General features: G+C 50.4%; 23 protein-coding genes and 1 riboswitch. Of the genes, 18 read left to right on the top strand and 5 right to left on the bottom strand.

Translation table 11 applies throughout. The annotated features are described in order from the left end of the window. Positions 1-136 precede the first annotated feature (136 nt). Positions 137-1,582 (top strand): H(+)/Cl(-) exchange transporter ClcA, encoded by a 1,446-nt coding sequence (gene clcA, locus AB8599_RS20685; protein WP_407333618.1) that lies wholly within the window; start codon positions 137-139, stop codon positions 1,580-1,582. 15 nt (positions 1,583-1,597) lie between these two features. Here clcA and AB8599_RS20680 read toward each other — a convergent pair whose 3' ends face one another. Both AB8599_RS20680 and AB8599_RS20675 read right to left on the bottom strand, forming a co-directional pair. Beyond that, complete coding sequence (locus tag AB8599_RS20680) at positions 1,598-2,074, bottom strand: DUF2127 domain-containing protein (protein WP_407333617.1); 477 nt, start codon at positions 2,072-2,074, stop codon at positions 1,598-1,600. Between the two features lie 114 nt (positions 2,075-2,188). Beyond that, entirely contained in the window at positions 2,189-2,797 is a 609-nt protein-coding gene (locus tag AB8599_RS20675; protein WP_407333616.1) for a DedA family protein, read from the bottom strand. Between the two features lie 222 nt (positions 2,798-3,019). Further along, positions 3,020-3,195, top strand: a riboswitch (FMN riboswitch). Positions 3,196-3,315: 120 nt separating this feature from the next. On the opposite strand from AB8599_RS20675, the gene ribB reads away from it, so the two are divergent. From ribB to AB8599_RS20635, 8 genes are all read left to right on the top strand, one after another. After that, positions 3,316-3,978 carry a 3,4-dihydroxy-2-butanone-4-phosphate synthase gene (ribB, locus tag AB8599_RS20670; RefSeq protein ID WP_407333615.1) on the top strand — a complete coding sequence of 221 codons (663 nt, stop codon included), beginning with the start codon at positions 3,316-3,318 and terminating at the stop codon, positions 3,976-3,978. A gap of 123 nt (positions 3,979-4,101) precedes the next feature. After that, the gene (locus tag AB8599_RS20665) at positions 4,102-4,806 is read left to right on the top strand and encodes a pseudouridine synthase (RefSeq protein ID WP_407333614.1); all 705 of its coding nucleotides are present in this window, start codon (positions 4,102-4,104) and stop codon (positions 4,804-4,806) included. Between the two features lie 157 nt (positions 4,807-4,963). After that, complete coding sequence (locus tag AB8599_RS20660; RefSeq protein ID WP_407333613.1) at positions 4,964-6,436, top strand: TolC family protein; 1,473 nt, start codon at positions 4,964-4,966, stop codon at positions 6,434-6,436. A gap of 6 nt (positions 6,437-6,442) precedes the next feature. After that, the gene (locus AB8599_RS20655; protein WP_407333612.1) at positions 6,443-7,435 is read left to right on the top strand and encodes an HlyD family secretion protein; all 993 of its coding nucleotides are present in this window, start codon (positions 6,443-6,445) and stop codon (positions 7,433-7,435) included. Between the two features lie 5 nt (positions 7,436-7,440). Beyond that, complete coding sequence (locus AB8599_RS20650) at positions 7,441-8,619, top strand: ABC transporter permease (RefSeq protein ID WP_407333611.1); 1,179 nt, start codon at positions 7,441-7,443, stop codon at positions 8,617-8,619. Next, a complete protein-coding gene (locus AB8599_RS20645; RefSeq protein ID WP_407333610.1) occupies positions 8,616-9,725 on the top strand; it encodes an ABC transporter permease in 1,110 nt (369 codons plus the stop codon). Before AB8599_RS20650 ends, AB8599_RS20645 begins: the two co-directional genes overlap by 4 nt. A 230-nt stretch (positions 9,726-9,955) precedes the next feature. Next, positions 9,956-12,073 (top strand): LruC domain-containing protein, encoded by a 2,118-nt coding sequence (locus AB8599_RS20640; RefSeq protein ID WP_407333609.1) that lies wholly within the window; start codon positions 9,956-9,958, stop codon positions 12,071-12,073. A gap of 5 nt (positions 12,074-12,078) precedes the next feature. Then, on the top strand, positions 12,079-12,657 hold the full coding sequence (locus AB8599_RS20635; protein WP_407333608.1) for a hypothetical protein: 579 nt from the start codon (positions 12,079-12,081) through the stop codon (positions 12,655-12,657). A gap of 144 nt (positions 12,658-12,801) precedes the next feature. Here AB8599_RS20635 and AB8599_RS20630 read toward each other — a convergent pair whose 3' ends face one another. Beyond that, the gene (locus AB8599_RS20630; RefSeq protein ID WP_407333607.1) at positions 12,802-13,860 is read right to left on the bottom strand and encodes a LacI family DNA-binding transcriptional regulator; all 1,059 of its coding nucleotides are present in this window, start codon (positions 13,858-13,860) and stop codon (positions 12,802-12,804) included. 245 nt (positions 13,861-14,105) lie between these two features. On the opposite strand from AB8599_RS20630, the gene AB8599_RS20625 reads away from it, so the two are divergent. The 9 genes from AB8599_RS20625 (at position 14,106) to AB8599_RS20585 (ending at position 22,227) form a co-directional block, all read left to right on the top strand. Next, positions 14,106-14,333: a hypothetical protein gene (locus AB8599_RS20625; RefSeq protein ID WP_407333606.1), complete on the top strand. Its 228-nt coding sequence runs from the start codon at positions 14,106-14,108 to the stop codon at positions 14,331-14,333. Between the two features lie 26 nt (positions 14,334-14,359). Continuing rightward, positions 14,360-15,514 carry a TRAP transporter substrate-binding protein gene (locus AB8599_RS20620; protein WP_407333605.1) on the top strand — a complete coding sequence of 385 codons (1,155 nt, stop codon included), beginning with the start codon at positions 14,360-14,362 and terminating at the stop codon, positions 15,512-15,514. Between the two features lie 92 nt (positions 15,515-15,606). Further along, positions 15,607-16,122: a TRAP transporter small permease gene (locus AB8599_RS20615; RefSeq protein ID WP_407333604.1), complete on the top strand. Its 516-nt coding sequence runs from the start codon at positions 15,607-15,609 to the stop codon at positions 16,120-16,122. Positions 16,123-16,130: 8 nt separating this feature from the next. Continuing rightward, positions 16,131-17,441: a TRAP transporter large permease gene (locus AB8599_RS20610; protein ID WP_407333603.1), complete on the top strand. Its 1,311-nt coding sequence runs from the start codon at positions 16,131-16,133 to the stop codon at positions 17,439-17,441. An 84-nt stretch (positions 17,442-17,525) separates the two neighbouring features. Continuing rightward, positions 17,526-18,827 (top strand): histidinol dehydrogenase, encoded by a 1,302-nt coding sequence (gene hisD, locus AB8599_RS20605; protein WP_407333602.1) that lies wholly within the window; start codon positions 17,526-17,528, stop codon positions 18,825-18,827. Positions 18,828-18,840: 13 nt separating this feature from the next. Beyond that, positions 18,841-19,620 carry an SDR family NAD(P)-dependent oxidoreductase gene (locus tag AB8599_RS20600; protein ID WP_407333601.1) on the top strand — a complete coding sequence of 260 codons (780 nt, stop codon included), beginning with the start codon at positions 18,841-18,843 and terminating at the stop codon, positions 19,618-19,620. Positions 19,621-19,678: 58 nt separating this feature from the next. Further along, a complete protein-coding gene (locus tag AB8599_RS20595) occupies positions 19,679-20,698 on the top strand; it encodes an alcohol dehydrogenase catalytic domain-containing protein (RefSeq protein WP_407333600.1) in 1,020 nt (339 codons plus the stop codon). A gap of 69 nt (positions 20,699-20,767) precedes the next feature. Continuing rightward, complete coding sequence (locus AB8599_RS20590) at positions 20,768-21,055, top strand: UxaA family hydrolase (protein WP_407333599.1); 288 nt, start codon at positions 20,768-20,770, stop codon at positions 21,053-21,055. Between the two features lie 2 nt (positions 21,056-21,057). Next, positions 21,058-22,227 carry a UxaA family hydrolase gene (locus AB8599_RS20585; protein ID WP_407333598.1) on the top strand — a complete coding sequence of 390 codons (1,170 nt, stop codon included), beginning with the start codon at positions 21,058-21,060 and terminating at the stop codon, positions 22,225-22,227. A 125-nt stretch (positions 22,228-22,352) separates the two neighbouring features. On the opposite strand, the gene AB8599_RS20580 is transcribed toward AB8599_RS20585, so the two are convergent. After that, positions 22,353-23,234, bottom strand: coding sequence for a transglutaminase N-terminal domain-containing protein (locus tag AB8599_RS20580; RefSeq protein WP_407333597.1), 882 nt, complete (start codon positions 23,232-23,234; stop codon positions 22,353-22,355). Beyond that, entirely contained in the window at positions 23,231-25,804 is a 2,574-nt protein-coding gene (locus AB8599_RS20575) for a circularly permuted type 2 ATP-grasp protein (protein ID WP_407333596.1), read from the bottom strand. Before AB8599_RS20575 ends, AB8599_RS20580 begins: the two co-directional genes overlap by 4 nt. Positions 25,805-25,826 lie beyond the last annotated feature (22 nt).

Genomic DNA, 25,826 nt, shown 5'->3' with positions numbered 1-25,826 from the left:
TTGTGATGACGTTTTTTATACGTCGATTACATCAGTAAGCGTTTGATCGCGACCTGTATCATTTCCGAAGAATAGTGAGCCACATAACTGCTCTATGCTGGTTAGGTATCTAGTAATTCATAGGGAATGAAGCTGTATGACCACCCCATCTGGTGATGATACCGATAGCAATCCAGAAAGGAAGCCAACTTCAGGCGTCATGCGGCGCTTTCTTGCCACTCACAAAAGCTCCCTGCCCATTTTATTTCTCTCCGTGTTTGTTGGCCTATTTGCAGGGCTTCTGTGTACTTTCTTTGATATCACTATCGATTGGGTCATCAATCAACGTGAGCATTGGCTGGATGGGCGCTCTGATCTGGCATGGTCGACCATTCTTGTCATTATGCTGAGCAGTTCGATTTTATCTGCGTTTGGCTTTTATCTTGTGATACGCGTGGCACCTGAAGCGGCAGGCTCTGGCATCCCTGAGATTGAAGGTGCACTAGATGGTGTTCGCCCTGTACGTTGGTGGCGGGTGATCCCCGTGAAGTTTTTTGGCGGTATTGGCGCGATTGGCGCAGGCTTGGTGCTTGGTCGGGAAGGCCCTTCCGTACAAATGGGCGCGAGTGTCGGCAGAATGCTGACAGACATATTCAAAATTGACAGCGATGAAAGCCGCCATTCCTTGGTTGCGGCTGGCGCAGCGGCTGGCCTTGCTGCCGCTTTTAATGCGCCGTTGGCTGGGATCATGTTTGTGATTGAGGAAATGCGTCCGCAGTTTAAATACAACCTTATTTCCATCAAAGCTGTCATGATTGCCTCCATCATGGCGACCATTACTTACCGATTTTTTCTTGGGCAAGGCGCAATGATCCCCCTTCCCGCCCATGATGAAGTGCCACTCGCGTCACTGGCGCTATTTTTGGTTTTAGGCTTGGTCTTTGGCTTTATCGGCGTGTTGTTTAATCGTCTTGTGATTATGTCAATGGACGGCTTCGAGCGCTTTCATCGTCATGAAACAAAACGCTTCGTGGGTATTGGCGCAACATTGGGGGCGGTGTTTGGCCTGTTAGCTCTATTCCTTCCCAAACTTACAGGTGAGGGGGCGGATCTTATCCCTGATGCCGTCTCCGGCACTTTCTCGTTGTCGCTGTTACTGATGCTGTTTTTTGCGAGAGCTATTACCACGCTGGCGTGTTTTTCATCAGGCGCACCCGGTGGCGTATTTGCGCCTATGCTGGCGCTAGGGACATTGTTCGGCACCTGTTTTGGCGCTGTCTGTATCATGCTGTTCCCTGATCTCGATATCACGATGGGAATGTTCGCGGTGGCGGGCATGGGCGCGTTGTTTGCCGCGACAGTCAGAGCGCCTGTCACCGGTATTTTATTGGTGATAGAGCTCACCCACAATTACGAGCTAATCTTGCCCCTGCTGATCACGTCGCTCGGCGCGACCATGACAGCGCAGGCAGTGGGCGGCAAGCCGCTTTATAGCCAACTTTTGCATCGCGCTTTATCAAAGCAAAAAGCGGAGCTGCCGCCAGAAAATGGTAGCGAAGAAGATGAAGCGGGTAACAAAACAGAAACGAACCAAAGTCGCTAAAAACTGGGGTTCGGATTACGGAAAATGCCTGGCACTTTTTTCTTTACGCCGCCGCTGTATCAACAATGCCATGTAACCTATCACGATAAGGTTAATCACCAGAGCTAGCCAATCTAACAACCTATTTTGTGTGACCACACCATAGATCTCAAACGGCAAATAAATAGCACCACTCGCGAGCGCAAACCATTCTGTCCAAGCGTATCCGCGCCATAAGCCGAAGGCTTCGACGAACCGCACTGAAGCGTACAGCAATGAACCCAGTGCAATAATGGTGATGTTTTTGTCGTTGATTTTGGCAATCGCATGATGGATCACACTGGGATACTCACTCGCAGGATTTAAATGCAGATGCTGCACTAACTCTTCAAACAGAGACTGTATTTCCCGTCCGCCAAGTTCATGAAGGGACAAACCGACGATGATCGCCAGCGTACCTTTTGATGCTTCCAACAAGGCAATTGCCCTAAGCGCTTTCGGTTGTTTCAACATGCTTTCGCCACACGCAAAAATGAATGTTTAAGCGTGGGCGAAGAATCCCATTCTGCTCGTAGCATTGGCAAGATTTCTGCGACGACAGCGTCAGCTGACCTGTTTTAATTACGTCTAAAGCCGAGTGGCTAACGTCGTTGATTCAGCCCTTGGTGTTTCTTTCGCCAATGCACTCACGCGACGCCAAGCGAGATAGGTCATTAACGAAAACGCAGCAAGCAGTCCCACACTGAATAGCCCCCAGTTATCCCCCACTGTGTGTTCAAGTGCCGAGCCAAACAGATAGCCGGTGCCAACGAGAGCAAACGTCCACGTCACTGCCGACGCAAAATTCAATGCCGTGAAAACAGGCCAGCGCATATCACTTAATGCCACTGGCAAGGCACCTATGGTTCGCATGCCTTTGGGATAGCGATAAAGGAAGATATAGGCTTTGCCATAACGGTCGAGCAGCAGTTTGGCGGTGTTCACCGATTGTCGATATCTCGGGTTCGAAGAAAGCTTCGCAACGCCATATTTTCTGCCCAAGTAGAAACGCAATTCATCACCTAGATAGCCACCAGCGAAAACCACTGTCGCGACCAATGCGACGTTCAACGCGCCAAAATGGGCGGCAATACCAGCAAAAAGCGGTAAAGATCCGCTTTTCAAACCACAGTACAAAAAGAGGATGGCGTAACTCAGCAGGCCGTAATCACGCACAATATTTAAAATGGTTTCCATGGTATCAACAGATGCTCACTATGAATGCTAACCTATTGATACTTATGTCTAAGCTATTTGGATCACCACGTTTAGATTCAAAAAGGTTAGGAACCATGACCTAGCGATAGAAAAACCTTCACGATTGCCGACAAATTACCCAATCAATCGCGCTGCTCTTCCCTTTTTGATTGAAAACGCAGTAGTATTCAATGGCTCCATCATTGGAGCATCACAATCAACAATTATTCTCAGGGCGGGGCGAAATTCCCCACCGGCGGTATACCGATGCAAAGCGGAGCGTAGCAAAGCAATGCGAAGCAAAGGTGAGCCCGCGAGCGCCCGAACTGAGTTCGGGGTCAGCAGACTTGGTGCGATGCCAAGGCCGACGGTTACAGTCCGGATGAAAGAGGATGATAAAAATGCACCCGTAACACGGCGGCTTACACGCGCGCATGTTTAGGTGGATTGTATGTGGCGGCTACTGGCGACCACTGCTCATCTATGCCCTGATTCTGGTATTTAACCTAGGAGTTACCATGAATCAGACTCACACCTCGCTACTTGCTCAATTTGGCACCCCGTTTGAACGCGTTGATGCAGCCCTTGAGGCGCTTCGTCAAGGTAAAGGCGTATTGCTTCTCGATGACGAAGATCGTGAAAACGAAGGTGACATTATTTATTCAGTCGACCACCTAACAAACCAACAAATGGCGCTCATGATCCGCGAATGCAGCGGTATTGTTTGTCTTTGCCTGCCAGAAGCGCAAGCTGACAAGCTCGAACTTAAACCCATGGTGGAAGACAACAACAGCGCAAACCAAACCGCATTTACTGTTTCCATTGAAGCCAAAATCGGTGTGACTACCGGTGTGTCTGCGGCAGATCGCGTGACCACAATCAAAACCGCTTCCAACCCTGATGCACAACCTTCTGATCTTGCACGTCCTGGTCACGTGTTTCCGCTTCGCGCCCGTAATGGCGGCGTATTGACTCGCCGTGGTCACACCGAAGGCACGATTGATCTGATGCAAATGGCGGGCTTATCGCCAGCAGGCGTTCTGTGTGAAGTACAAAACGAAGATGGCACCATGGCGAAAACACCAGAGATCATAGCGTTCGGCCTAAAGCATGATATGCCCGTGTTAACCATTGAAGACATGGTGCAATACCGTCTCGCAAATGCGGAAAAAATTGCCTAATTGACCGCCATTTTTCATGGTTAAATGCGTCGTCAGCTTTCAAGCTCAGGTTTTGAGATGCTCAAACCTGAGCTTGTTTCGTTTGTCTGACTGGTTAGAGATTACGCCATCCGGAGTGGTTTGATGCGCCTAGATAAATTTGTTTGTAAAAGTACCGCGTTAAGCCGAGAAGGTGCGACCGACGCTATCCACAAGGGTGCGGTGAGTGTCAACGGTGAGGTAGTGACAAACGAGAAAGCGCAGGTGCACGAAAACAATACCGTCACCCTGTCGGGGGAAACACTCAGGCCGCGCCCATTTCGATATATCTTGATGAACAAACCTGCGGGAACGATTTGCTCCAATGTTGATGAAGTATATCCATCGCTGTTTAACTTAATCGAACTCGATAACACTGAAGAATTACATATTGCCGGACGCCTAGATGCGGACACCACGGGCTTGGTATTGATCACAGATGATGGCCACTGGTCATTTAACATCACCACCCCCACCAAACATTGCGAAAAAGTGTATCGCGTTGGACTTTCTCGCCCTCTTCGCGACGGCGTAGCTCGCCAATTTGAACAAGGCATTCAGCTGCAAGGAGAAAACCAATTAACCCTGCCAGCAAAGCTTGAAATTATTGGGCCTCAAGATGTTTATCTCACCATCACTGAAGGCAAATTCCATCAAGTTAAGCGGATGTTCTCTGCGGTTGGGAATCGCGTTATTTCCTTGCACAGAGAGCGAATTGGCAATGTTGCGTTAGATGTTGAAGTCGGTCACTGGCGCTTTTTGACCGACGATGAAGTCGCCTCACTCGCAACCTCATCAAGGCATTTTTGAAGGCTGCGGCATCAATGCCGACTAACTCGCTAACCCTTATGCATGAAGCCCTCCATGCACTCATTCGCATTCTAACTTTGCTGCATTTTCACTTACCGCTGGAAAAATTAGAGCATAAACTCTAAACTGTATTTCTCTTTCCCAAACGGTAAGTTTTATGTTGATCAGAAAAACGTCGTTTACGCCACTTTTATGCCTCCTAACACTCGGCGTTACCCTCATGCTGTGTTCCACATTTTCTTATGCGGAAACAAGGTCTTATGCGGAAACCCTGTCTTTCGAGCAGGCGTGGCAAGCGGTTCAAGAACGCAACGATGGTATTGCCGCACAACGCGCAAACGTGCAACGTGCTGAACACATGCGCAACGCAGCCTCCGCTCACCATCTGCCGAGTGTGTCGCTAAGTGGCAACTACACGCGTCTTGATCAAAACGTAGAACTCAAACCATCCCAACTCGCCAACCACATGAATGGCGCAGACGCGCTGGGTCAAATAGCTGCCTCAGTGCCAGGCATTGGTGGCTTGGTCAGCAATCTTGATAACCTGATGACAACGACCCTCGCCGATCGCGACATTTACACCAGCTCGATTCGCGCTATTTGGCCGATATTCACGGGCGGGCGCATTCTCGCGGCGGAAGACATTGCCAATGCGCAACGCGACGAAGCGACGTATTTGATGCAAATGGAGCAACAGGCCAAGTTTGAAGATTTGGCCAAGGTGTATTTCGCAACCGTGTTGGCCGAACAAGTGTTGCAGACTCGCGCTGAGGTCGAACAAGGGCTGGCGAAGCATTTCGATCATGCCAAGAAACTCGAAGCGCAAGGCCAAATCGCTCGCGTTGAACGCCTACAAGCCGAAGTGGCGTACGACAAAGCCAAAACCGAGCGCAAAAAAGCAGAACGTGATTTGGAAATTGCCCAAGCAGCATTAAGAACCTTGGTGAAAAGCACAGGCGATGTTTCTCCTTCCAGTGCCTTGTTTACGCAAACCCAAGCACCGGCTATGTCACCGTTTTTGCAAAAAACACTCGCAGGTTATCCTGGCTTGAAAGTCTTGGATGCCAAACGCAGTCAGGCTGATGGCCTTGTAGACCTCGAAAAGGGTAAATACTACCCTCAAGTTTATTTATACGGCAATTACAACCTGTATGAAGGCGACTCGCTGACCGCTGAACTGGCACCAGATTGGGCGGTTGGCGTAGGTGTGAGCATTCCACTGATTGATAACGGCGGTCGTTCAGACAAACTTAAAGCTGCACACAGCACAGCCCTTCAAGTCAATTATTTACGCGCACAGGCTGAACAAAACCTGTCGCTATTGGTTGAAAAAACATGGCGTGAAGCCGACCAAGCATTGGAAGAATACCAAGGTTTAGCGTCCAGCATCTCGCTCGCGGATGAAAACCTTCGCCTGCGCGAGAAAGCCTTTGCGCAGGGGCTTTCAACCTCGCTTGATGTGGTTGATGCAGAACTCTATCTCGCCAGCATCAAAACACAACAACTTGCAGCGTCTTACCAATACGTCTTGTCGCTCTCTCGTTTATTGGCGATTAGCGGAGAAATGAACCGCTTCCCCGATTTTCAAGCTGCCGCCCTTACCCACTCTCTACCATCACAACAGGGATAATCCATCATGAGTAAATTGAAATCCGCATTTATGGCTGTTCCAGCCGCTGCTTTGATTGGATGGGTGGGATACAGTTTTTATCAAGCATACCAGCCACAACCCGAGCGCTTTCAAGGCCAAATTGAAGCGCAGCAATACACTGTGTCATCCAAAGTAGCGGGGCGCATAGACGAAGTGCTGGTGCGCAAAGGTGAACTTGTGAACAAAGGGGATTTAATTTTCACCCTTTACAGCCCAGAAATCGCCGCGAAGCTTGAACAAGCGAAAGCCGGAAAAGCCGCCGCAGGCGCGATGGCTGAGCAAGCGGAAAGCGGCGCGCGTGCGCAAGAAATCAATGCAGCGCGTGATCAGTGGCAAAAAGCACGCGCTGGAGCCCAACTGGCAGAGAAAACGTTTCAACGCGTCGATGCGCTATATCGTGAAGGCGTGGCCGCTGAACAAAAACGCGATGAAGCCTTTACCCAATGGCAAGCCGCCAAATACACCGAAAATGCGGCGCGTCAGATGTACGACATGGCAAAAGAAGGTGCACGTTCTGAAACCAAACGTGCTGCGCAAGAACAAGTCCGCATGGCGGAAGGTGCCGTTGCAGAAGTGGAAGCCTATGCCAAAGACACCAAGATCCACAGCTGGTACAAAGGTGAAGTGAGCCAAATTCTGCTGCAACCGGGTGAGCTCTCGCCACAAGGTTTTCCTGTCGTTACCATCATTGATATGCAAGATGCTTGGGCGGTATTTAATATCCGTGAAGACAAGCTGAACCAATTCAAAAAGGGGGCGGTATTTAACGCTTCGATCCCTTCACTGAGCGACCAAGCCTATGCGTTCGAAGTGACACACGTTGCACCGATGGGCGATTTCGCCACATGGCGAGCGACCAATAGTCAGCAAGGTTATGACATGCGCACCTTTGAAGTGGAAGCCCGCCCTGTTGAAGCCATTGATGGCCTTCGTGCAGGCATGAGTGTGTTGGTGACTGAAAACGACGCGCAAGGCTGATCATCATGAACAGTGCCTCGTTTTTTCCCCTACTCTGGCAAGAATGGCGCTCTACGTTGTCAGACCGCTGGTTAACCCTACTCTTGTGCGGTTTGCCCTTGGCGTTATTTGTGCTGGTGTGGGCGATATTCTCATCCGGCACAGGCCGAGATTTACCTGTCGGCGTGGTGGATTTGGATAACAGCAGCCTGTCTCGCGGGCTAGTTCGCTATTACAACGCCAGCCCAACCCTTGAAACCCAAGCTTTCAGCGATGTGGAACAAGCCTCCGATGCGCTGAACAGTGCCGGAACATTTGCCACGGTTATCATTCCGCAAGGCTTTGAAAAAGACACATTACGAGGTGAAAGCCCAGATGTAACCGCGTTCTATAACAGCCAATATATTTTGATTGGTAAGTTAGTCAGCGCCGCCATCGGCCAAAGCCAAGGCACGTTTGCTGCCATGGTCGAAGCCAAAGGCAAAATGCTGCACGGCACAACTGTCGCCGCGCAAGCCGCTGCGCAATCGGTCCCAATTCGCTTCCAGCTCGTGCCCTTGTTCAACAACGGCACAAACTACGCACAGTTTCTAGTTTCAGCGATTATCCCTGCTCTTTGGCAAATCACCATTGTGGCCTGTGGAATGCTATCAATGGCGTTAACGGACAAAAAACGCACGCTTGAAACCGCATTTTCGTCTTCTATTGCGAAACCGTTAGCGGCAAAAGTGGTTGGCTTATTAATCCCACTTTGGTTATTGGGGATAGGATTCGCCACCGCGATGCACTTCTTGCTGGGCTGGCCAATGAACGGCAGTTGGCAGATAGTGTTTGCGGCACAAGGGTTAATGGTTCTGGCGGGGCTTGCTGTTGGCATGCTGCTTTACGTTGGTACACGCAATGCGACGCGAGCCATGAGCTTAGTCGCAGGTTTCACCGCCCCTGCGTTCGCGTTTATGGGGGTAAGTTTCCCTGCCAGCGACATGCCCTTTCTTGCCCAATGCTGGCGCGCTTTATTGCCAGTGAGCCACTACATCACGGCACAGATCGGACAGTTCAATTACGGCGCGACCTTACAACAAGCCATGCCATCGCTTCTGGCGCTTGGGGCATTTGCCATTTTATGGCCGCTCGTCGTGCTGAAACTCAAACGCACCGTAGACGCCAACACGAATAGCAACGCACAACAGGAGATCGCATCATGAATTGGCGCACATCGTTTGTTGTTGAACTGAAAAAGCTGTTCTCTAATCCGGCCGTGGTCTTCACGGTGTTTGGCGGCATTGTGATTTACTCGCTGTTGTATCCGCTTCCCTATGCCAATCAATTGCCAAGAGAACTACGCGTGGCGGTGGTCGATCATGACGAAAGCCAACAGAGCCGCACCTTTATCCGCATGCTCGATGCCACACCACAACTAAAAGTGGTGTCACAACTCAGCAGCGAAAATCAGGCGGGAACCCACATCGCCAATGCCGACATTGAAGGTGTGATCAGCGTACCTGAATACTTCTATCGTGATTTATTGCTTGGAAAAAGCCCGGTAGTCGCAGTCGGTGGCGATGCGTCGTTCTTCCTCACTTACGGCACGATTGCGGAAGGCGTAATAGCCGCAGGCAGCACGTTGGGCGCAAAGGTTAAAATCACCAAAGCGATGATGAACGATGTGCCACTGTCGCTAGCGGCCAAGCAAAACTCTCCGTTTTCACTCAATCTGGTGCCTGTTTTCAACCCAACAATGGGTTACGGCAACTACGTCGTACCCGGCGTGTTTATTTTGATCTTGCAGCAGACACTTCTGATTGCTGCGGGTTTATTAGGCTGCGGCGATAAAGAAACCAGTCGAAGAAACGTTGTGGCTCGCACCACCATACTGGTAGTGATATACACAGTCATGGCCATGTACTATCTCGGCGCGAGTCTGGACATCAATGGCGTCAACCGTCTCGCCCAACCTATGCAACTGGCCATGGTGATGCTGCCATTCTTGTTGGCAACCATTGGCTTCGGCGCATTGTTAGGGAAAGTCATCAATCGACCTGAAATTATTACGCTGATTGTCTTGCTCAGTTCCATGCCTTTGCTATTCACCTCGGGTTTCGTTTGGCCTTCAAGCGCCTTGCCGGAATGGCTCAGCATGTTGGCACAACTGTCACCGTCAACGCCGGCCATTCAGGCAACCATTCAGCTCAACCAAATGGGCGCGACGATACACAGTCAATCTGGGCATCTGGTTCAGCTTTGGTTGCTGGCCATCGGATTGTTGGGCACGGCATTGCTGTTAACGCCATCCACCCGCAAAACGCATTAACACAGATAAGGCCTCAGCAATGAGGTCTTTTTCTCACCGACGATCCCCCCTCCCACGTCAATTTCTCATTTTGAGAAAAGCCATGGCGCTTTGTTCAATTGACTGTCAATCTGACAAATCTCTCAATACCGCCCTACCGGCATAAATTTATTCACCCATAAAATCAATGAGATAAAACTGGCACACTCCTTGTAATGTCATGAATAGAAATTCGATTACAGGAGAGAAACATGTCTCGTCTCACCACATTCGCATGGCTTGCCCTCGCCTCGCCATTTGCAATGGCAGAACCTTTTGATACCTGCCCAAGCAAAGCCTTTTTGTTTCAGTCCAAACCTGTTCAAGTCTATGGCGTCAATTTGGTCACCGGACAGACCACGCTATATGCTGCCGACACGGGAGTGAGTGGCAATATCAATGGTGTTGGCTTCGATTTCGAGGACAGATACATTTATGGTTACGATACTTCAAGGATGCGAGTGGTTCGCTTAGGCAAAGATTTCCAGGCGCAAACGCTAAACACTTCAGGCCTCCCCACCGACCACACGTTTTTCGTGGGCGACGTATTCGAGCATACCTATTATCTGTACCGCCAAAACAAAGGCCTTTTCAAAATTGACCTTGCGCCTTTGGATGCCGATCCTAATGCCACTCTCCTAGTTGAACGAATTAGCGCCCGAGCCGTGATCGGTTTGACTGATTTTGCATTCCATCCTGGCGACTCAAAGCTTTACGGTGTCGATAACTCTACCGGAAGACTGTTCCAGTTTGATACGACCACAGGTATGGAAACGTATATCGGCGATATTGGCGTCACAGGCACGTTTGGAGCGGGCTATTTCGACGTCAATGGCTACTACTACATCTCACGCAACAGCGACGGTGACATTTTTCGTATTGATCTGTCCAATCCAGACAATATTGCAAATGGCATTGTCACTGCGGATAAATTCGCAGATGGCCCTAACTCAAGCCAAAATGACGGTGCGCGCTGTGCCAACGCCCCCGTCATCGATGAAGACTCCACCATTGACTTTGGTGATGCGCCAGACAGCTACAAAACCCTACTCGCATCAAATGGCCCTCGTCACCAAACAGGGACAGGCCACTACCTAGGCATGGTTGCACCAGACAGCGAGGGGGACGGCTTGATTTCTCCACTTGATGATAACAAAGCCGGATTGAGCGACGAAGACGGTGTGGGTTTTGTGACCGCAGTTGAGGCGGGGGAGAACGCCATCATCTCAGTGCAAGCGTCAATGGCAGGCTATTTGTCAGCTTGGATAGACTGGAACAAAGATGGCGACTTCGAAGACAGCGGCGAGAAAATCGTTAGCGACAACCTATTGAGCGCGGGTGCCAATACCATGATCATTTCGGTACCTGTTGATGCGGCTATTGGCTCAACATACAGTCGCTTTCGCTTTTCAGAACAAGCGGGTCTCGACTATTTCGGCGGCGCAGCAAGTGGAGAGGTCGAAGATCACCCTGTCACCATCATCAAAACGGGCACAACACTGATTCATTACCCTAACGAAAGAGGCTACGCCACATTGGCGTTTGAAGATAATTGGCCGAAAGCAGGCGATTATGACATGAACGACATGGTGATCCGCTTTCGCATGACAGAAACATTGGATGAGAACAACCAAGCAACACGTATTCTCATTCAAGGCTATCTGGCTGCGTATGGGGCAGGTTATCACAACGGGTTTGCCTTCAGAATTCCGGGATTAAACCGGACCGACATCGACAATCTTACCACCTCGCTTTCTCACAATGCCGTGATTCAAGAATCCAATGGGCTTGAAAGTGATTCCGATGAGGCCACCTTTATTATTGCTAACGATGTCAAACTGCATGTACCTGATGGATGCATGTATTACCGCACCGCGCAGCATTGCCAGCAAGACATCGCGTTTGAGTTCGAGCTCGATATCTATTTAAACGAAGGCGTGAATACCTACGGATTAATGGATATGCCCTACGACCCGTTTATGTTCGCCACCCCTGGTCCTTATGTTCGCGATGGATTGTGGTACAACCCGGGACGCGGTTTAGAAGTGCATGTGACAGACCAAGCGCCCACTGAAAAGTTTGATACCTACTGGTATGGATGGTGGTCTGATTCGGGTAACCCTACAGAAAATCGTTACTTCAAAACATCATCCAATCATCCGTGGGCACTGTTAATCCCCGGCGAGTGGAAGTGGCCCAAAGAACACGTGGACCTTGTTACTGCCTACCCACAGTTTGCGGGCTATGCAGAAACAGGTGGCACAAACAACACCACATGGAACGCGGTAGAGAACGCTGCGACCGACACTTACTATATGGCAGAGGAGTAATCGTCATGAAATATCCTTTATCAATCATTACTCTTATAGGCTTCCTTACCGCCTGTGGTGGTGGAGGTGGTGGTGAAAGTACCGTCGGTGCATCAAGTTCGCCGGAAGTGAGCGACGGTGACGTTGTCAGTAGTGGTTCATCAACGAGCCCTAGCGCTTCGAGCGACAACGTTCCATCAACAACAAGCACCAGCTTAGGCATGATGACTGACACCTCAGTGCTGGAAGCCAACATTCCGCCAACGGTCACCAGCTCCGCAACAGCGATGACAAATACCATTGTGCCCGACACATTTAGCTACAACCCTGTGGTGACAAAAAACGTATTGGTCGATATCACAAGTTACAACACAAGCCGTGCTTTCATCTCCATTTACGGGGCATTTACACAGAACAGCGATGGTTCATACACCGCGGATTACAACAGCCGGATCAAGGCTGCCACGATGGAGAACGGCACCATAAGTTTGGACTACTTAATAGCGGATTCGCAGTATTACATGCTCGCTGAAGTGTTTTTCTATGATGGTTCAATGCCAATCCAAACGCGAATCACCAATGAGCAAACTAGCTGGGTTTGGTGATCGACACGAGGTGCATCAACAGGTGTTCGAAAGGTGAGTGTTATACCCGATTAACCTAACCATGTTGGATTCAGGCCAATAGTCCGAAGGGCAGTTAATCTGCCCTTGTTGCTATTGCGAAAACGTTTATCGTATCGGTGGTTTCTATTTTTTAACCGCTGCGGTGGTCTGCCTAACCACCAATTTGGCTTCAAGCTCTAATTTATCAACAACGGCTTCTTGGCTGAGTTTCGCAAGCAAGTAATCCGCCGCTTTCTCCCCCATTTCCCGAGAGGGCACTTGCATCGTGGTCAATGCAGGATGGATATGCGACGCCATTGCCACGTCATCAAACCCAACAATGGAAACGTCTTCGGGAACACGAACGCCCATGGTTTGGCATTCAAGCAGTGCGCCCATCGCAATGATGTCATTACCACACACAATGGCGGTCGGTCTGGGTTTGGTCGCGAGCAACTTTCGCAGTGCCTGCCGGCTTTCCGCCAGATCGTAACGACATTCAATAATGCGATTTTTCGTCAATGCGATGCCGCTTTTTCCCAGCGTATCCAAACAGCCTGCCAGACGATCTTTAGTTCTGTCGTTCAGGCGGGTAATGCCGGGAATGGCGGCAAACTCCGTATGACCAAGTTGAAGGAGAAACTCAGTGAGTCGTACCGACGCACGGTAGTTATCAAAGCCAATACAAGGATGATCCAACGTGGGTTTGAACGACCACGTATACAAATACGGCAATTGTTTCTTATTCAATATGTCAAACAACTGCGGATGGTGCTCTGCGCCCACCAGCATGAGTCCGTCCACGCCCCGTGTGATCAACCTTTCTGCCTGTGCCAATTCTTCATCCACCGAATAGTCAGAACTGGCAATGAACAAGGTGTACCCTTTTTCCTGCAACCGTCGCTGAAACGCTTGGATGCCCTCGGCAAAAATCGCGTTATCAAGGGTGGGAACAATCACCCCCATGGTTTTGGAATGCTGTGATGCTAACGCTTGAGCTGCACCATGAGGAATGTAGCCAAGCGATTCAATGGCAGCACGGATCAGCATGCCCCGCTTCTCACTTACCGACTCTGGATTCGCTAAAAAGCGCGAAACCGTGGCCGTAGAAACCCCTGCTGAAATAGCTACATTTTCAGCTGTGGGTGCATCTGAAGGTCGTTTTTGTAAGCGCTTACGCAAAGGCTGTATCTCTTTTGTCATAGCTCGTGTCATAGCTCGTTAGTTCTTTGACTCGTTATTGAGATTGTAAAGCCACAATTTAACTGATTATAGCGCCACATGAAATTCTTGCCGTCAAAAACTTGACAGCACTTCCACTCGCCCACTACGCTTCACAATGTAAGCGCTTACATTTAACAATCATTTCACAAAGCAGTAAGTGCTATACCTAGAAAACAAATAATAAAACGGCGTCTGCTCGCCAACTGACCTTGAGAGGCTGAACCATGAGCTCTGTATTTCACATCAAGAAACGCTACATCTTACCTTTAGTGTTCTTCTCGCTGTACTTGCTCAATGTGCTTGCCACCAAGGCTCAAATTTCTTTAGGGAACACGTCCATTGTTCGTGTTGGTGATGTGGGTGAGTTTCTTCTTCTCATCCTTACCTCGCTAACCTTCGTTGTCGCAATGCTGTCTGCTGAGAAAGAAGCAAACAACCGTTCGGCACAATAACTTAAACGCAGAAAGGAAGTAGATTTATGTCTGTTCACCAAAAGGATGACTCCCCACAAAGTGCAGAGCGTCGCCGTTTCCTAGAAGTAGCGAAGAAAGTCGGCTTTACCGCCGCAGTGGTTGCTGGTGCATCGGGGGCGTTGCTAACTTCAACCTCCGCGCAGGCCGCAGTCAACGAAGAGAAAGAACGACAAAAACGCGCCAAATACACCATGACCATTGCGACGGCCTATATCATTGGCGCATCGCGTAGCTACCCGATCATGCAGCTCGATTTTAAAGAAAACATCCAGAACATGACCAACGGCGCGGTTTACGTGAAACTCGCACCCGGTGGTCAATTGGGTGCAGGCGGTGCACTGGCGCAAAAAGTGCAGGCCGGTACTATTCAAGCGGCGCAACACTCGCTGTCTAATTTTGCTCCATTTGCGCCAGCGGTTGATCTGATCAACATTCCATATTGGTGTGGTGAAAACCAAAAATTCGTCAACCTTGTGTCGTCAGATGCATGGAAAAGTGAAATTCACCCAAAAGTGGCTGCCAAAGGCTTTAAGCCACTTTGGTATGTCGTTATCGACCCGCGTGTTGTGGCAATCCGCCAAGGTTTGGAAGGCCCAATCAAAACGCCTGACCAACTCGCTGGCATTAAATTTCGTGTGCCGGGTTCAAAGATCCTGCAACAGTTCTACCGCCTGCTTGGGGCTAACCCAACGCCTGTTGCATGGGGCGAAACGCCTTCAGCAATTAAACAAGGCGTCGCAGATGCGCTCGACCCATCCGTAGAAGCACTTAACGTATTTGGCTTTAAAGATGTGCTTTCTTGGGTGACATTCAACCGAGCAGTGCCTGATTCACAAGTGTTCTCATGTAACTTGGAATGGTTCAACAGCTTGCCACCTAACATTCAAGAAGCGATTGAGTTTGCGAGTGAAGTGACGTCATTGCAAAACCTCGCCAAAGTCCCTGCCGCTCGCGCGTATGCCATGGCGGAACTCGGTCAGGCGGGTGTGCAATTCTATGCCCCAGATGATGACGAAATGAAACTCTGGGTTGATAAAGCAGGCCACCAGCTGCCGCAATGGGATGCGTTCAAAGTGGAGCTTGCTGGCTCGAAAGAAAACTTCAACCGCCTGCTTGATGCGGCAAACAACAACAACGGCGCCTACGTCCACGATGTGTAATGACTGAAAAACGCCATCGTTTGGGTTGGGTGCCTCCATGCTCACCCAGACGATTGGCTCCCTTTTTCTGACACACACCTTGGATGCCGCTGATGAAATCGATTTTAAAAAACATTGATGAAAATGGTGAACGCTGGCTGCTGCTGTTCTTTTACACCACCATCGTTTTCACTATCGCCATGGAAGTACTGCGACGTTTTGTGTTCAGCTACTCCTCCATTTGGGGAGAAGAAGTCGCCCGATACGCCTTTATCTATCTCGCTTGGATTGGCGCTTCCGCAGCAGTCAAAGAGAGAGCACACATTCGCATAGACGTGCTGCTGCATTACTTGCCGAACAGAGGCAAAGCCGTGATCTATCTATTCGGTGACGTTGTCACTTTAGTGGTTGCGCTGTTTGCCTTGTATTGGTCAATCCACCCTATTTTGGTGTCGCTAAAGTTTGGTTCTGTGACGCATGGTTTGGGGATCAGCCAAGCTTGGTTTATGGCGGCTGTACCGCTCGGATTTTCACTCATGTTGTACCGACTCATGCAATCCATGTATCGGGACATTCGCAGCCTGACTCAAAACACGCCTGTGTTTGAAGGCAATAAACTGTTCGATTAGGAGGACGCATGCTTAATTATTACGTACAGCAAACCTCTGTCGAACTTGGCTGGGATTTCTATGGCACAGTGATCGCGATGTTGGTGTTGATTGCACTCGCGGTGCCCGTTTGGGTGTCACTGGGCATTGGTTCTATCACCCTCTTGTTTCTCACTGACGTACTACCTCTATCCTTGTTCGGTGAATCATTGTTTGACGGTATTGATGCGTTCGCGCTGATTGCCGTGCCTCTTTTCATCCTGACAGGTGATGTGCTCGTTCGTACCGGATTGTCGAATAAACTGCTCGATGTAGCGGAAGCCAGTGTGGGTGGCGCAAGAGCGGGTTTTGGTAGTGCTACCGTACTAGGTTGTGGTTTCTTTGCCTGTATCTCAGGCTCAGATGCCGCAGGTGCTGCAGCCGTTGGCCGCATGACCATTGATCGACTGGTTTCACAAGGTTATCCAAAACCGTATGCCTGTGCGCTGGTTGCAGCAGGCGCGTGTACCGGGATTCTTATTCCACCGTCTATCGCTTACATCATCATTGGTTTGGTATTGGGAATATCTGCCTCTACGCTTTTCCTTGCTGCTGCTGTACCGGGCATCATGGTGATGATGGCAATCATGCTCACCAACGTCGTCATGAACCGCATTTATGGTTATGAAAACGCAGGGCAAGGGTTTTCGTTTAAACGCTGGTTCTCCGTAATTGTCGATGCTCGCTACGCCTTGCTTGTGCCAGTGATTATTCTTGGCGGTATCTACTCTGGCGTATTTACCCCAACCGAAGCCGCCGCTGTGGCCGTGGTGATCACCATCATTATTGGGCTGTTTCAGGGCACACTAAAAATCAGTGATTTCCCGAAAATGCTCGAAAGCTCGGCCAAAGTGAATGGCGTAATTTTGCCGATTATCGCGCTCAGTTTACCGCTGGCACAAACATTGGCCGCGCTTGAAGTGCCACAAGCATTTGTGGAATCGATGACGTCGCTGACAGACAGTCGAACCCTGCTGATTCTTATCATGATTGGGATCTTGATTCTGGCTGGCTGTTTTATGGAAACCACGCCGAACATTCTGATCCTCTCACCCATTCTGCTTCCGCTCGCGAGGGAGATAGGTATGGAGGATGTTCAGTTCTGCATCATGATGGTGACAGCGTTGGGGGTGGGATTTATCACCCCACCACTGGGTTTAAACCTCTTTGTTGTATCCGGATTAACGGGGACCTCGGTGCTGAAGATCGCCGCGCGGTCGGGGCCCTACGTGTTATCCATGCTAACGGTGGTATTGCTACTGGCATTCATCCCCGAACTTTCGCTCTGGGCACTAGATTAACCTGCACTCACTAACCCTTCTGGCTATCTCACCGTTAGCCAGACAGGGAAGTTGCGTCCAAATTTTAACGAGGAATGTAAAGACATGGCTGTTAAGTATCTGAAAAAAGCAGAAAAAAACGCATCGACCGGCGAAGACGATGTTCGCACGATTGTCTCTGATATGTTGAAAGACATAGAAAAAGGCGGCGAAGAAACCTGCATCGCTTACACACAAAAATTTGATAACTGGCACGGCGATATCATCGTGTCACAAGAAGATATCGATGCGGCGGCTGCCAAAATCCCCGAACAGCTGAAAAAAGACATTCAGTTTGCGTATGAACGTGTACGTGATTTTGCTAGCGCGCAGCTTGCCAGCATGAGTGAGTTTGAAACCGAACTCTCTCCCGGCCTATTTGCCGGACAACGCTTGATTCCGATGCAAGCCGCAGGCTGTTATGTGCCCGGTGGTCGATATTCACACATCGCATCCGCCATTATGTCCGTCACCACTGCCAAAGTGGCAGGGGTTGATCATGTGGTTGCTTGTTCACCGCCGGGTCGTGAAGGCGGCGTACACCCTGCCATTCTTTATACCCTGCAATTGTGCGGTGCAGACACCATCTTGAACCTCGGCGGCGTGCAAGGCATTGCTGCCATGGCATTCGGACAGTTTACTGGTCACCCCGCGGACATTCTTGTTGGCCCAGGTAACCAGTTTGTGGCAGAGGCCAAACGCCAACTTTACGGCCGTGTCGGTATCGACATGTTTGCAGGCCCGTCTGAAATTATGGTGATTGCAGACGCTGACGCTGACCCAGAATTGGTCGCCGTCGATTTGCTCGGTCAAGCCGAACATGGCCCGAATACCCCAGCTTGGTTGCTGACAGATTCAGAAGAACTAGCGCACACCGTGATGAAACGTTTGCCTGAACTCATCGCTGAACTCCCTGAGCTTAACAGTCAATCTGCCGAAGCCGCATGGCGTGATTACGGCGAAGTGATCATCTACGACACACGCGAAGAAGCGGTAAAAGTGAGCGATGAATACGCCTCTGAACACTTAGAAGTGCATGCTGCGGATCTCGATTGGTGGCTGCAAAACCTGCGTAACTACGGCTCACTTTTCCTCGGCGAAGAAACCAATGTGGCCTTTGGCGACAAGACATCTGGTCCGAACCACATTCTGCCCACCAAAGGCGCAGCCAAATACACCGGTGGTTTGAGTGTTGGCAAGTTTATCAAGGTGGTGACCTATCAACGTTCATCCATTGAAGCCAGCAAAGATGTGGCACAGGTAACCGCACGTATTTCTCGCCTTGAAGGCATGGAAGCGCACGCCAAAACCGGTGATGCACGCTTGGCGAAATACTTCCCTGATGAACAGTTTGATCTGAAGCCTTAACGGACGGGACGGAATGATGACAAGCAATCCTATGCAGCACTTATTCGACCTCAACGATCAGGTGGCACTTGTCACAGGCGCAGGCTCCGGCATTGGGCAGCGCATGGCGTATGCCCTTTCCCTTGCAGGCGCAAAGGTAGTGCTGGCGGGTCGTCATTCCGAAACCTTGGCGCAAACCGCGTCATTGATTGCAGGAGCAGGGGGAGACTCAGCGGTTGAAACGGTGGATCTCCTCAAACGGGAATCGCTCACTGAGTTTGTTCAACGCGCGTCGGCACCTTTTGGCGCTCCTGACATTTTGGTTAACGCAGCGGGCGTGAATTTGCGTCAGCCAGCGGATGATATTTCCCTCGACAGTTGGGACATGACAATCAATCTCAACTTGTCCGTGCCCTTCTTTCTCGCCAAAGCCTGCTTAGCGGGCATGAGAGCAAAAGGCCGCGGGAAGATCATCAATATCGGGTCACTGCAATCGTACCGAGCGTTTGCCAACTCCATCCCTTATGGCGCGTCCAAAGGTGGCGTGGCCCAGCTAACGCGCGCCATGGCAGAGGCTTGGTCAACGGAAGGGATCACCACCAATGCCATTGCACCGGGATTCTTCCAAACACCACTCACCGAGCGGGTGTTTAGCGATGAATCGCTCTCCGCGCACCATGCGTCGATGACAGCGGTAGGGCGCAACGGGGAATTGGAAGATTTTGATGGGCTCACGGTGTTTTTGGCATCTCATGCGTCGGATTACATCACAGGCCAAATGATTTCTCTTGATGGCGGTTACACCGCTAAGTAGCCGCTAACAGCGCCATAGCAGCAAGTAAACGCGTGAACGTACCCAAAGGATGAGCGACATGAAAGCACTGGTATACACAGGCCCAAAAGAAATGACATTTCGCGACGAGGCCATGCCTGAGCCAAAAGATGGCGAAGTGCTGGTGCAAATTGGCGCAGTGGGTATTTGCGGCTCCGATCTTCATGCCTACCTAGGTCATGACGAACGTCGCCCTGCCCCGCTGATATTAGGTCACGAAGGGGCTGGCATTGTGCGCAGTAGTGCATCGGATCAGCACAGCGACTTAGATGGGCAAGCCGTAGTCATCAACCCCTTAGTCAGTTGTGGCACCTGCGGATATTGCACAACCGGGCTTACCAACCAATGCCAGCAACGCGAAATTATTTCCATGACACCCAGACAAGGAGCGTTTGCCGAATACGTGGCGATTCCAAGACGCAACCTTGTGGCCGTGCCAGAAGGCATGTCCCTCGCAACGGCATCCCTCGCGGAGCCCATCGCAACAGGTTGGCACGCCGTAACCAAAGGCGCGAATTTAATCACTCGTCCATTGGCAGAAAGCAAAGCCTTGGTTTACGGCGGCGGTGCGGTCGGTTTAGCCGCCGCTTTGTCACTGCATGCACAAGGTTGTCGTCAGATTTATCTAGCAGAAACCAATGCACTGCGCCGAGACACGGTAAACAACGCTGCAGTGTGCACTGTGTTCGATCCCACCAGCAACCCGTTGGTTGCCGATAACAGCATGGATTTGGTGGTGGATTGTGTGGGTAACAAACACACCCGCATGGGTGCTTCTGCGGCAGTCAAACCCGGCGGTGTGATCATTCATGTTGGTCTTCAAGACAGTCTTGAAGGCTTAGATATACGCAAGTTCACCCTGCAAGAAGTCACCTTTGCAGGCAGTTACACCTACACCATGCAAGACTTCCGCGCCACAGTGGAAGCCATGCATAACGGCGCGCTTGGCGCGTTGGACTGGATTCAAGAACGCCCGCTCAGTGAAGGTGCGGACGCTTTTGACGACTTACTTAACGGACGTATTGCCGCCGCCAAGGTTGTGCTGCTGCCCGAAGGGTAACCCAAGAAACGAAATACCGATGTTTACGTAACGCGCAACATCTACACGTTTATTCAAAAGGAGATGAAAATGCAAACACCAGATTTTCTCGTCCACGATTCGACCGACTCCGTCGGCGTGATAGTGGTTGAGGGCATTGAAGCTGGCCAAACGCTTGTCGGATGGGTCATGGATACTGACCAAACCATTGAAGTCGTATCGCTCGACCCCATTCCTTTGGGTCATAAAGTCGCGCTGAATGACATCAAAGAAGGCGATACGATTTTGAAGTACGACAACGACATTGGCAAAGCAATCGCGGACATCCCTAAAGGCGGACATGTCCACGTTCAAAACGTGAAAACGAAGAGGTGGTAACCATGAGCAATACAACTTTTATGGGCTATCGCCGCGAAAATGGTCGTGTCGGTGTCCGCAATCACACCATCATTCTCCCTTTGGATGATCTCTCGAATGCAGCATGTGAAGCCGTCGCAAACAACATCAAAGGCACCATGGCGATCCCACACCCATATGGACGTTTGCAGTTCGGTGAAGATCTGGAATTGCACTTCCGCACTCTGATCGGCACGGGCTGTAACCCGAACGTGGCAGCGGTTGTGGTTATCGGTATCGAGCCTGAGTGGACGGCACGTGTTGTTGAAGGCATTGCGGCGTCAGGCAAACCGGTTCAAGGTTTTGCTATTGAGCAAAACGGCGACATCAACACCATTGCTTCCGCGTCTCGCGTTGCTAAAGAGTACGTGCAGGCCGCCAGTGAAATTACACGTGAAGAGTGCGACATCAGCGAGCTTTGGATCTCCATGAAATGTGGCGAGTCTGATACCACCTCAGGCCTTGCTGCCAACCCAACCGTGGGTAACTTGTGTGACAAACTGTCTGCACAAGGTGCAACCCTGTGTTTTGGTGAAACCTCTGAGCTAACGGGTGCTGAAACCATCTGTGCAAAACGCGCGATTAACGAAGAGATCGGCCAGAAGTTCTTGGACACGTGGCAGGCTTACATGGACGAGGTTATCGAACCACACAAAACCTCGGATTTATCTGACAGCCAACCGACCAAAGGCAACATCTTAGGCGGCTTAACCACCATCGAAGAAAAAGCGTTTGGTAACTACCAGAAAATCGGTAAAACCACCCAGTTTGTTGATGTGCTTGCGCCAGCTGAACGCCCAGCAGCAGGCCCTGGCTTGTACTTCATGGATACCTCTTCTGCCGCGGCAGAGTGTGTCACCTTGCAAGCCGCAGCAGGCTTTGCCGTTCACCTATTCCCAACGGGGCAAGGTAACGTGATTGGCAACCCGATTGTGCCGGTTATCAAGATCACCGCCAACCCACGTACTGTGCGCACCATGGGCGAGCACATTGATGTGGATGTGTCTGGTATTTTGCGCCGCGAATTGAACATGGACTCAGCGGGTGATGCCCTGATCGACATGACACTTCGCACGGCGAACGGTCGTTACACCGCTGCTGAATCACTTGGTCACCGTGAATTCGTACTGACCAAGCTGTACCGAAGCGCATAATTTCCACTCGCTAACCGCGCAATAAAAAAGACCCCGCAGGCCAACTGCGGGGTCTTTCTCTTTTGTGCTCGTTCGATGTTGTAAAAGCGAGCTTGTCGACATCCGGCGATGCGTTTCGCAAATAGCTATATTCGCATCACATCGACTGACACACTCAGGCTATGGCTATCGCCCCCTTCAAAGACGACCCCTTGCAGTGGCGTAATATCGGCATAGTCCCTGCCCCAACCAGTCACAATATGTTGGTCACTCGCCAAAATGTTGTTGGTGGGATCGAATTCAACCCAGCCAAGATCCGGAATAAAGATCGCGAACCATGCATGAGAGGCATCCGCGCCCACCAGCCGCTCTTGGCCTTCTGGCGGAAGGGTTTCAATGTAACCACTCATGTAGCGCGCCGCCAATCCCACCGAGCGTAAACAACCGATCGCCAATTGCGCGTAGTCCTGACATACCCCGCGTTTTTGTTCTAATACCTTTTCAGGTGGCGTAGTCACATCTGTCGCCGTGGGATCAAAGGTAAATTCGGTAAAGATTTTATTCATCAACGCATTGGCAGCTTGAAGAACGGGGGCGTGATCAACAAACAGTTCAGCGACAAAACCCCTTAGTTTCTCAGAGCGACGAATTTGCAGTGAATCAAGGCTGTATTCAATCGCCATTCTGGCTTCTTCGCTGGCGGCCTCCGCCAAGATTTGACGCAGTTGTCCACACGTTAACGTGTGAGTGCCAATCAGAGAATGCCATTGGGTAGGCTGCACATCCAGATAACTGATCACATCAATTGTTAGCGTTTGATGCGGCTCTTGAATCGAGAAATAGAAGGTTTGATTGCCGAAGTAATCCACCCCTTCATTTTGATACACAGGCGTCGGTGACACATGGATCATGCGGTTAAAACAGCGTTGATTTTCCGTGTCTCGCGGCACCAAATGCGCCATGTTGTAGCAAAGCGTCACGGGTGAGCTGTAAGCGTAGCTTGTTATATGTCGGACTTTATACTTCATACATCCAATTTCCATTTTGGCTTGATCAACTGCTGAGGCCCAGCGGTGTGATCGAAGTATTTATCGCCGATGATTGAAGTAAAGAGTTCGAGTTGATCCGCGACTTGCGTCATGAGCAATGACAAGGCTTCTCGCTTCTGACTTTTAGTATTCGACACTGATAAGGTTTCGAGATCCGTCAATTGAATTTCGCTCAGCGTTTTCAGCACCAATCGATTTTCATTGGTCAGCCCACCCGGAATATAGGTGGTTGGATTTGGCAAGAGCGCGAGGAATTCTAACAAGCGCTGGATCTGGAACACCAGAGAGCGTGGGTTAGTGCCATCCACCATCAAAAGATCCAAACCAAACGACACACGCGCTTTGGTGCGATAGCGGCGACGGAAGGAGATCAAGGCTTCAACACTTAGCAACACTGACTCCAACACTTGTTGCTGCGCAACCCCTTCTAAACGGGGCTCCAGCGTTGATTTGAGCAACTTCGCGGTTTGAATAGCACACTCAGTGCAATGCCCCATTTGCAGGAACAACCAGTCTTGCCCTCGCAGCATGCTTTCATTGCTCAAGCCCGACAGCGCAAGCAGCGAAGTCACTAAATTATCTAACGACTCTTCCGGCGCTTCAGGCAAACCATGAATGAATGCTCTGTCGAGTTCGTTCAAGTTATCCCTGAGCTTGTTGAGAACAATACGGGTGTCGGCAGAAAGACGCTCTCGCACCTGTTCGCCACACGCCAACATGGCCAACAGATTCGATTTCACTGAGCCCACACGGTTGCCATTCACCACCAGATCGGCAAGTTCTACTTCTGGGTTGTCAAACATCGATTGCTCACCTTTGACAAAGCCGGGTAAACAAGTGGTTTGATACGACACCGCTTTGAGCAACACATCGCGACTTTCCGGTTCGAGCAATTCAATGCCGTTTAGCTGCTTGAACACCACGCGCAATAAGCGAATACTCATCTCGGCACGTTCGGCATAGCGGCCAAACCAGAAGAAGTTATCAACGACGCGGCTTGGGATATTTCCTTCCTGCACGTCGTCAATTTTGATGTTTTCAAGCAATGACTGATGCGTGAGATCTGGCTTATCTCCGGTCACCCAAAAGTCTTTGCTCAACGAGCCTGACAAACGGGTGACCATGTAATCTTGCTGAGATTCAGCCACACGGCTTAAGCCACCGGGCATGACGGAATAGCCATCATTGTCGGCAACCACAAAAGCTTTCAGCAGGCTGGGTCTCGCTTCAAGGGTAGCATTGGCCCAAACCGGCACCAGTGAACCGGGCACATAATTCTGCGCAACATAGGCGCTTGGGTTGGCGCGGATTTTTTCCAACGTCTTTTGCTTTTGTTCTGGCGTCAGACAGTGGCCGTATATCGAACGGCCTTTTGAGCGCCGATACGCGGGTTTGATGATCAAGTTGTCGAGGTTATTTTCGACATAATTCAACGCTTGCGCATCACCACACCAGCGCGTTTCAACGTTTTCGAGCAACAACGGCGCGTTTAAGAAAAACTGACTGATACGCGGCAAAAATGCCATTAAGGCCGATGACTCTAATACGGCACTGCCAAGGGGGTTTGCAAGAATGACGTTGCCGTTTCGTACGACTTCAAGCAGCCCCGGTACACCCGATATTGAGTTCGCATTCAGTTCAACCTGATCGCAATCTCTGTCATCGGTTCGGCGCAGTATCACATCAACAGGCGACAAACCGTTCAGCGACTTCAGCCATACTTTGCCGTTTCGTACCGTCAAATCACCCGCTTGCACCAAGGGGTAACCCAGATAGTTAGCTAGGTAAGCGTGCTCATAGTAGGTGCTGCTTGAAGACCCAACCGTGAGTAGCACGATTTTTGGATCATCCGTTTTATGGGCGGCTAACTGCGTCAGTGTTGTTCTTAGCGTTTGGAAAAATCCGGACAGGCGCCGAACATGACTTTGACGAAACACCGCAGGTAACACGCGCGAAATCACGGTGCGATTTTCTAGCGCATACCCCGCGCCTACAGGCGCTTGGGTTTGATCGCCAATCACAATGAAGTTGCCATTGATGTCGCGAACCAGATCACAGGCGTGCAAGATCAGCCTTTTCACGCCCGGTATTTCAAGGCCGTGACACTGACGAATAAAATCGGGATGGTTGAAAATCAGCTCGGCTGGAACAATGCCTTCTTTGATTAAGCGTTGTTCGCCATAGATGTCTTTCAAAATCAGATCGAACAGCTCAGAGCGCTGCTTGAGTCCTTTTTCTGCGATCCGCCATTGCTCAATATTGAGGACATTAGGAATGATATCTAACGACCACACATCCGGCGATAGGGGATCATTCTTCAGATCATACGTTGCGCCATCATCTCGAAGGATGCGTTGCGCACGGCGATGCAACTCCCACACTCTCTCTTCTTTGAGCTGCGTAATGTGAGATAAAACGGGTAACCAATGTTTCTTCGTCTGGAAATTGACGTCATAAACCTCATCGAACGCATCTCCTTGCGTTTGAGAAGGATAAAGCAGGGGCGCGTTCACCGCCGCCCCGCTATTTTCAGAATCTGACTGATTCATCATTATTGTTTTTACAACCTTA

Origin of the sequence: Enterovibrio litoreus, from assembly GCF_045679545.1 — a bacterium.
Classification (GTDB): domain Bacteria; phylum Pseudomonadota; class Gammaproteobacteria; order Enterobacterales; family Vibrionaceae; genus Enterovibrio.
Note: the sequence above shows the minus strand (reverse complement) of the source record. Positions and strands in the feature narration are given on the sequence as shown.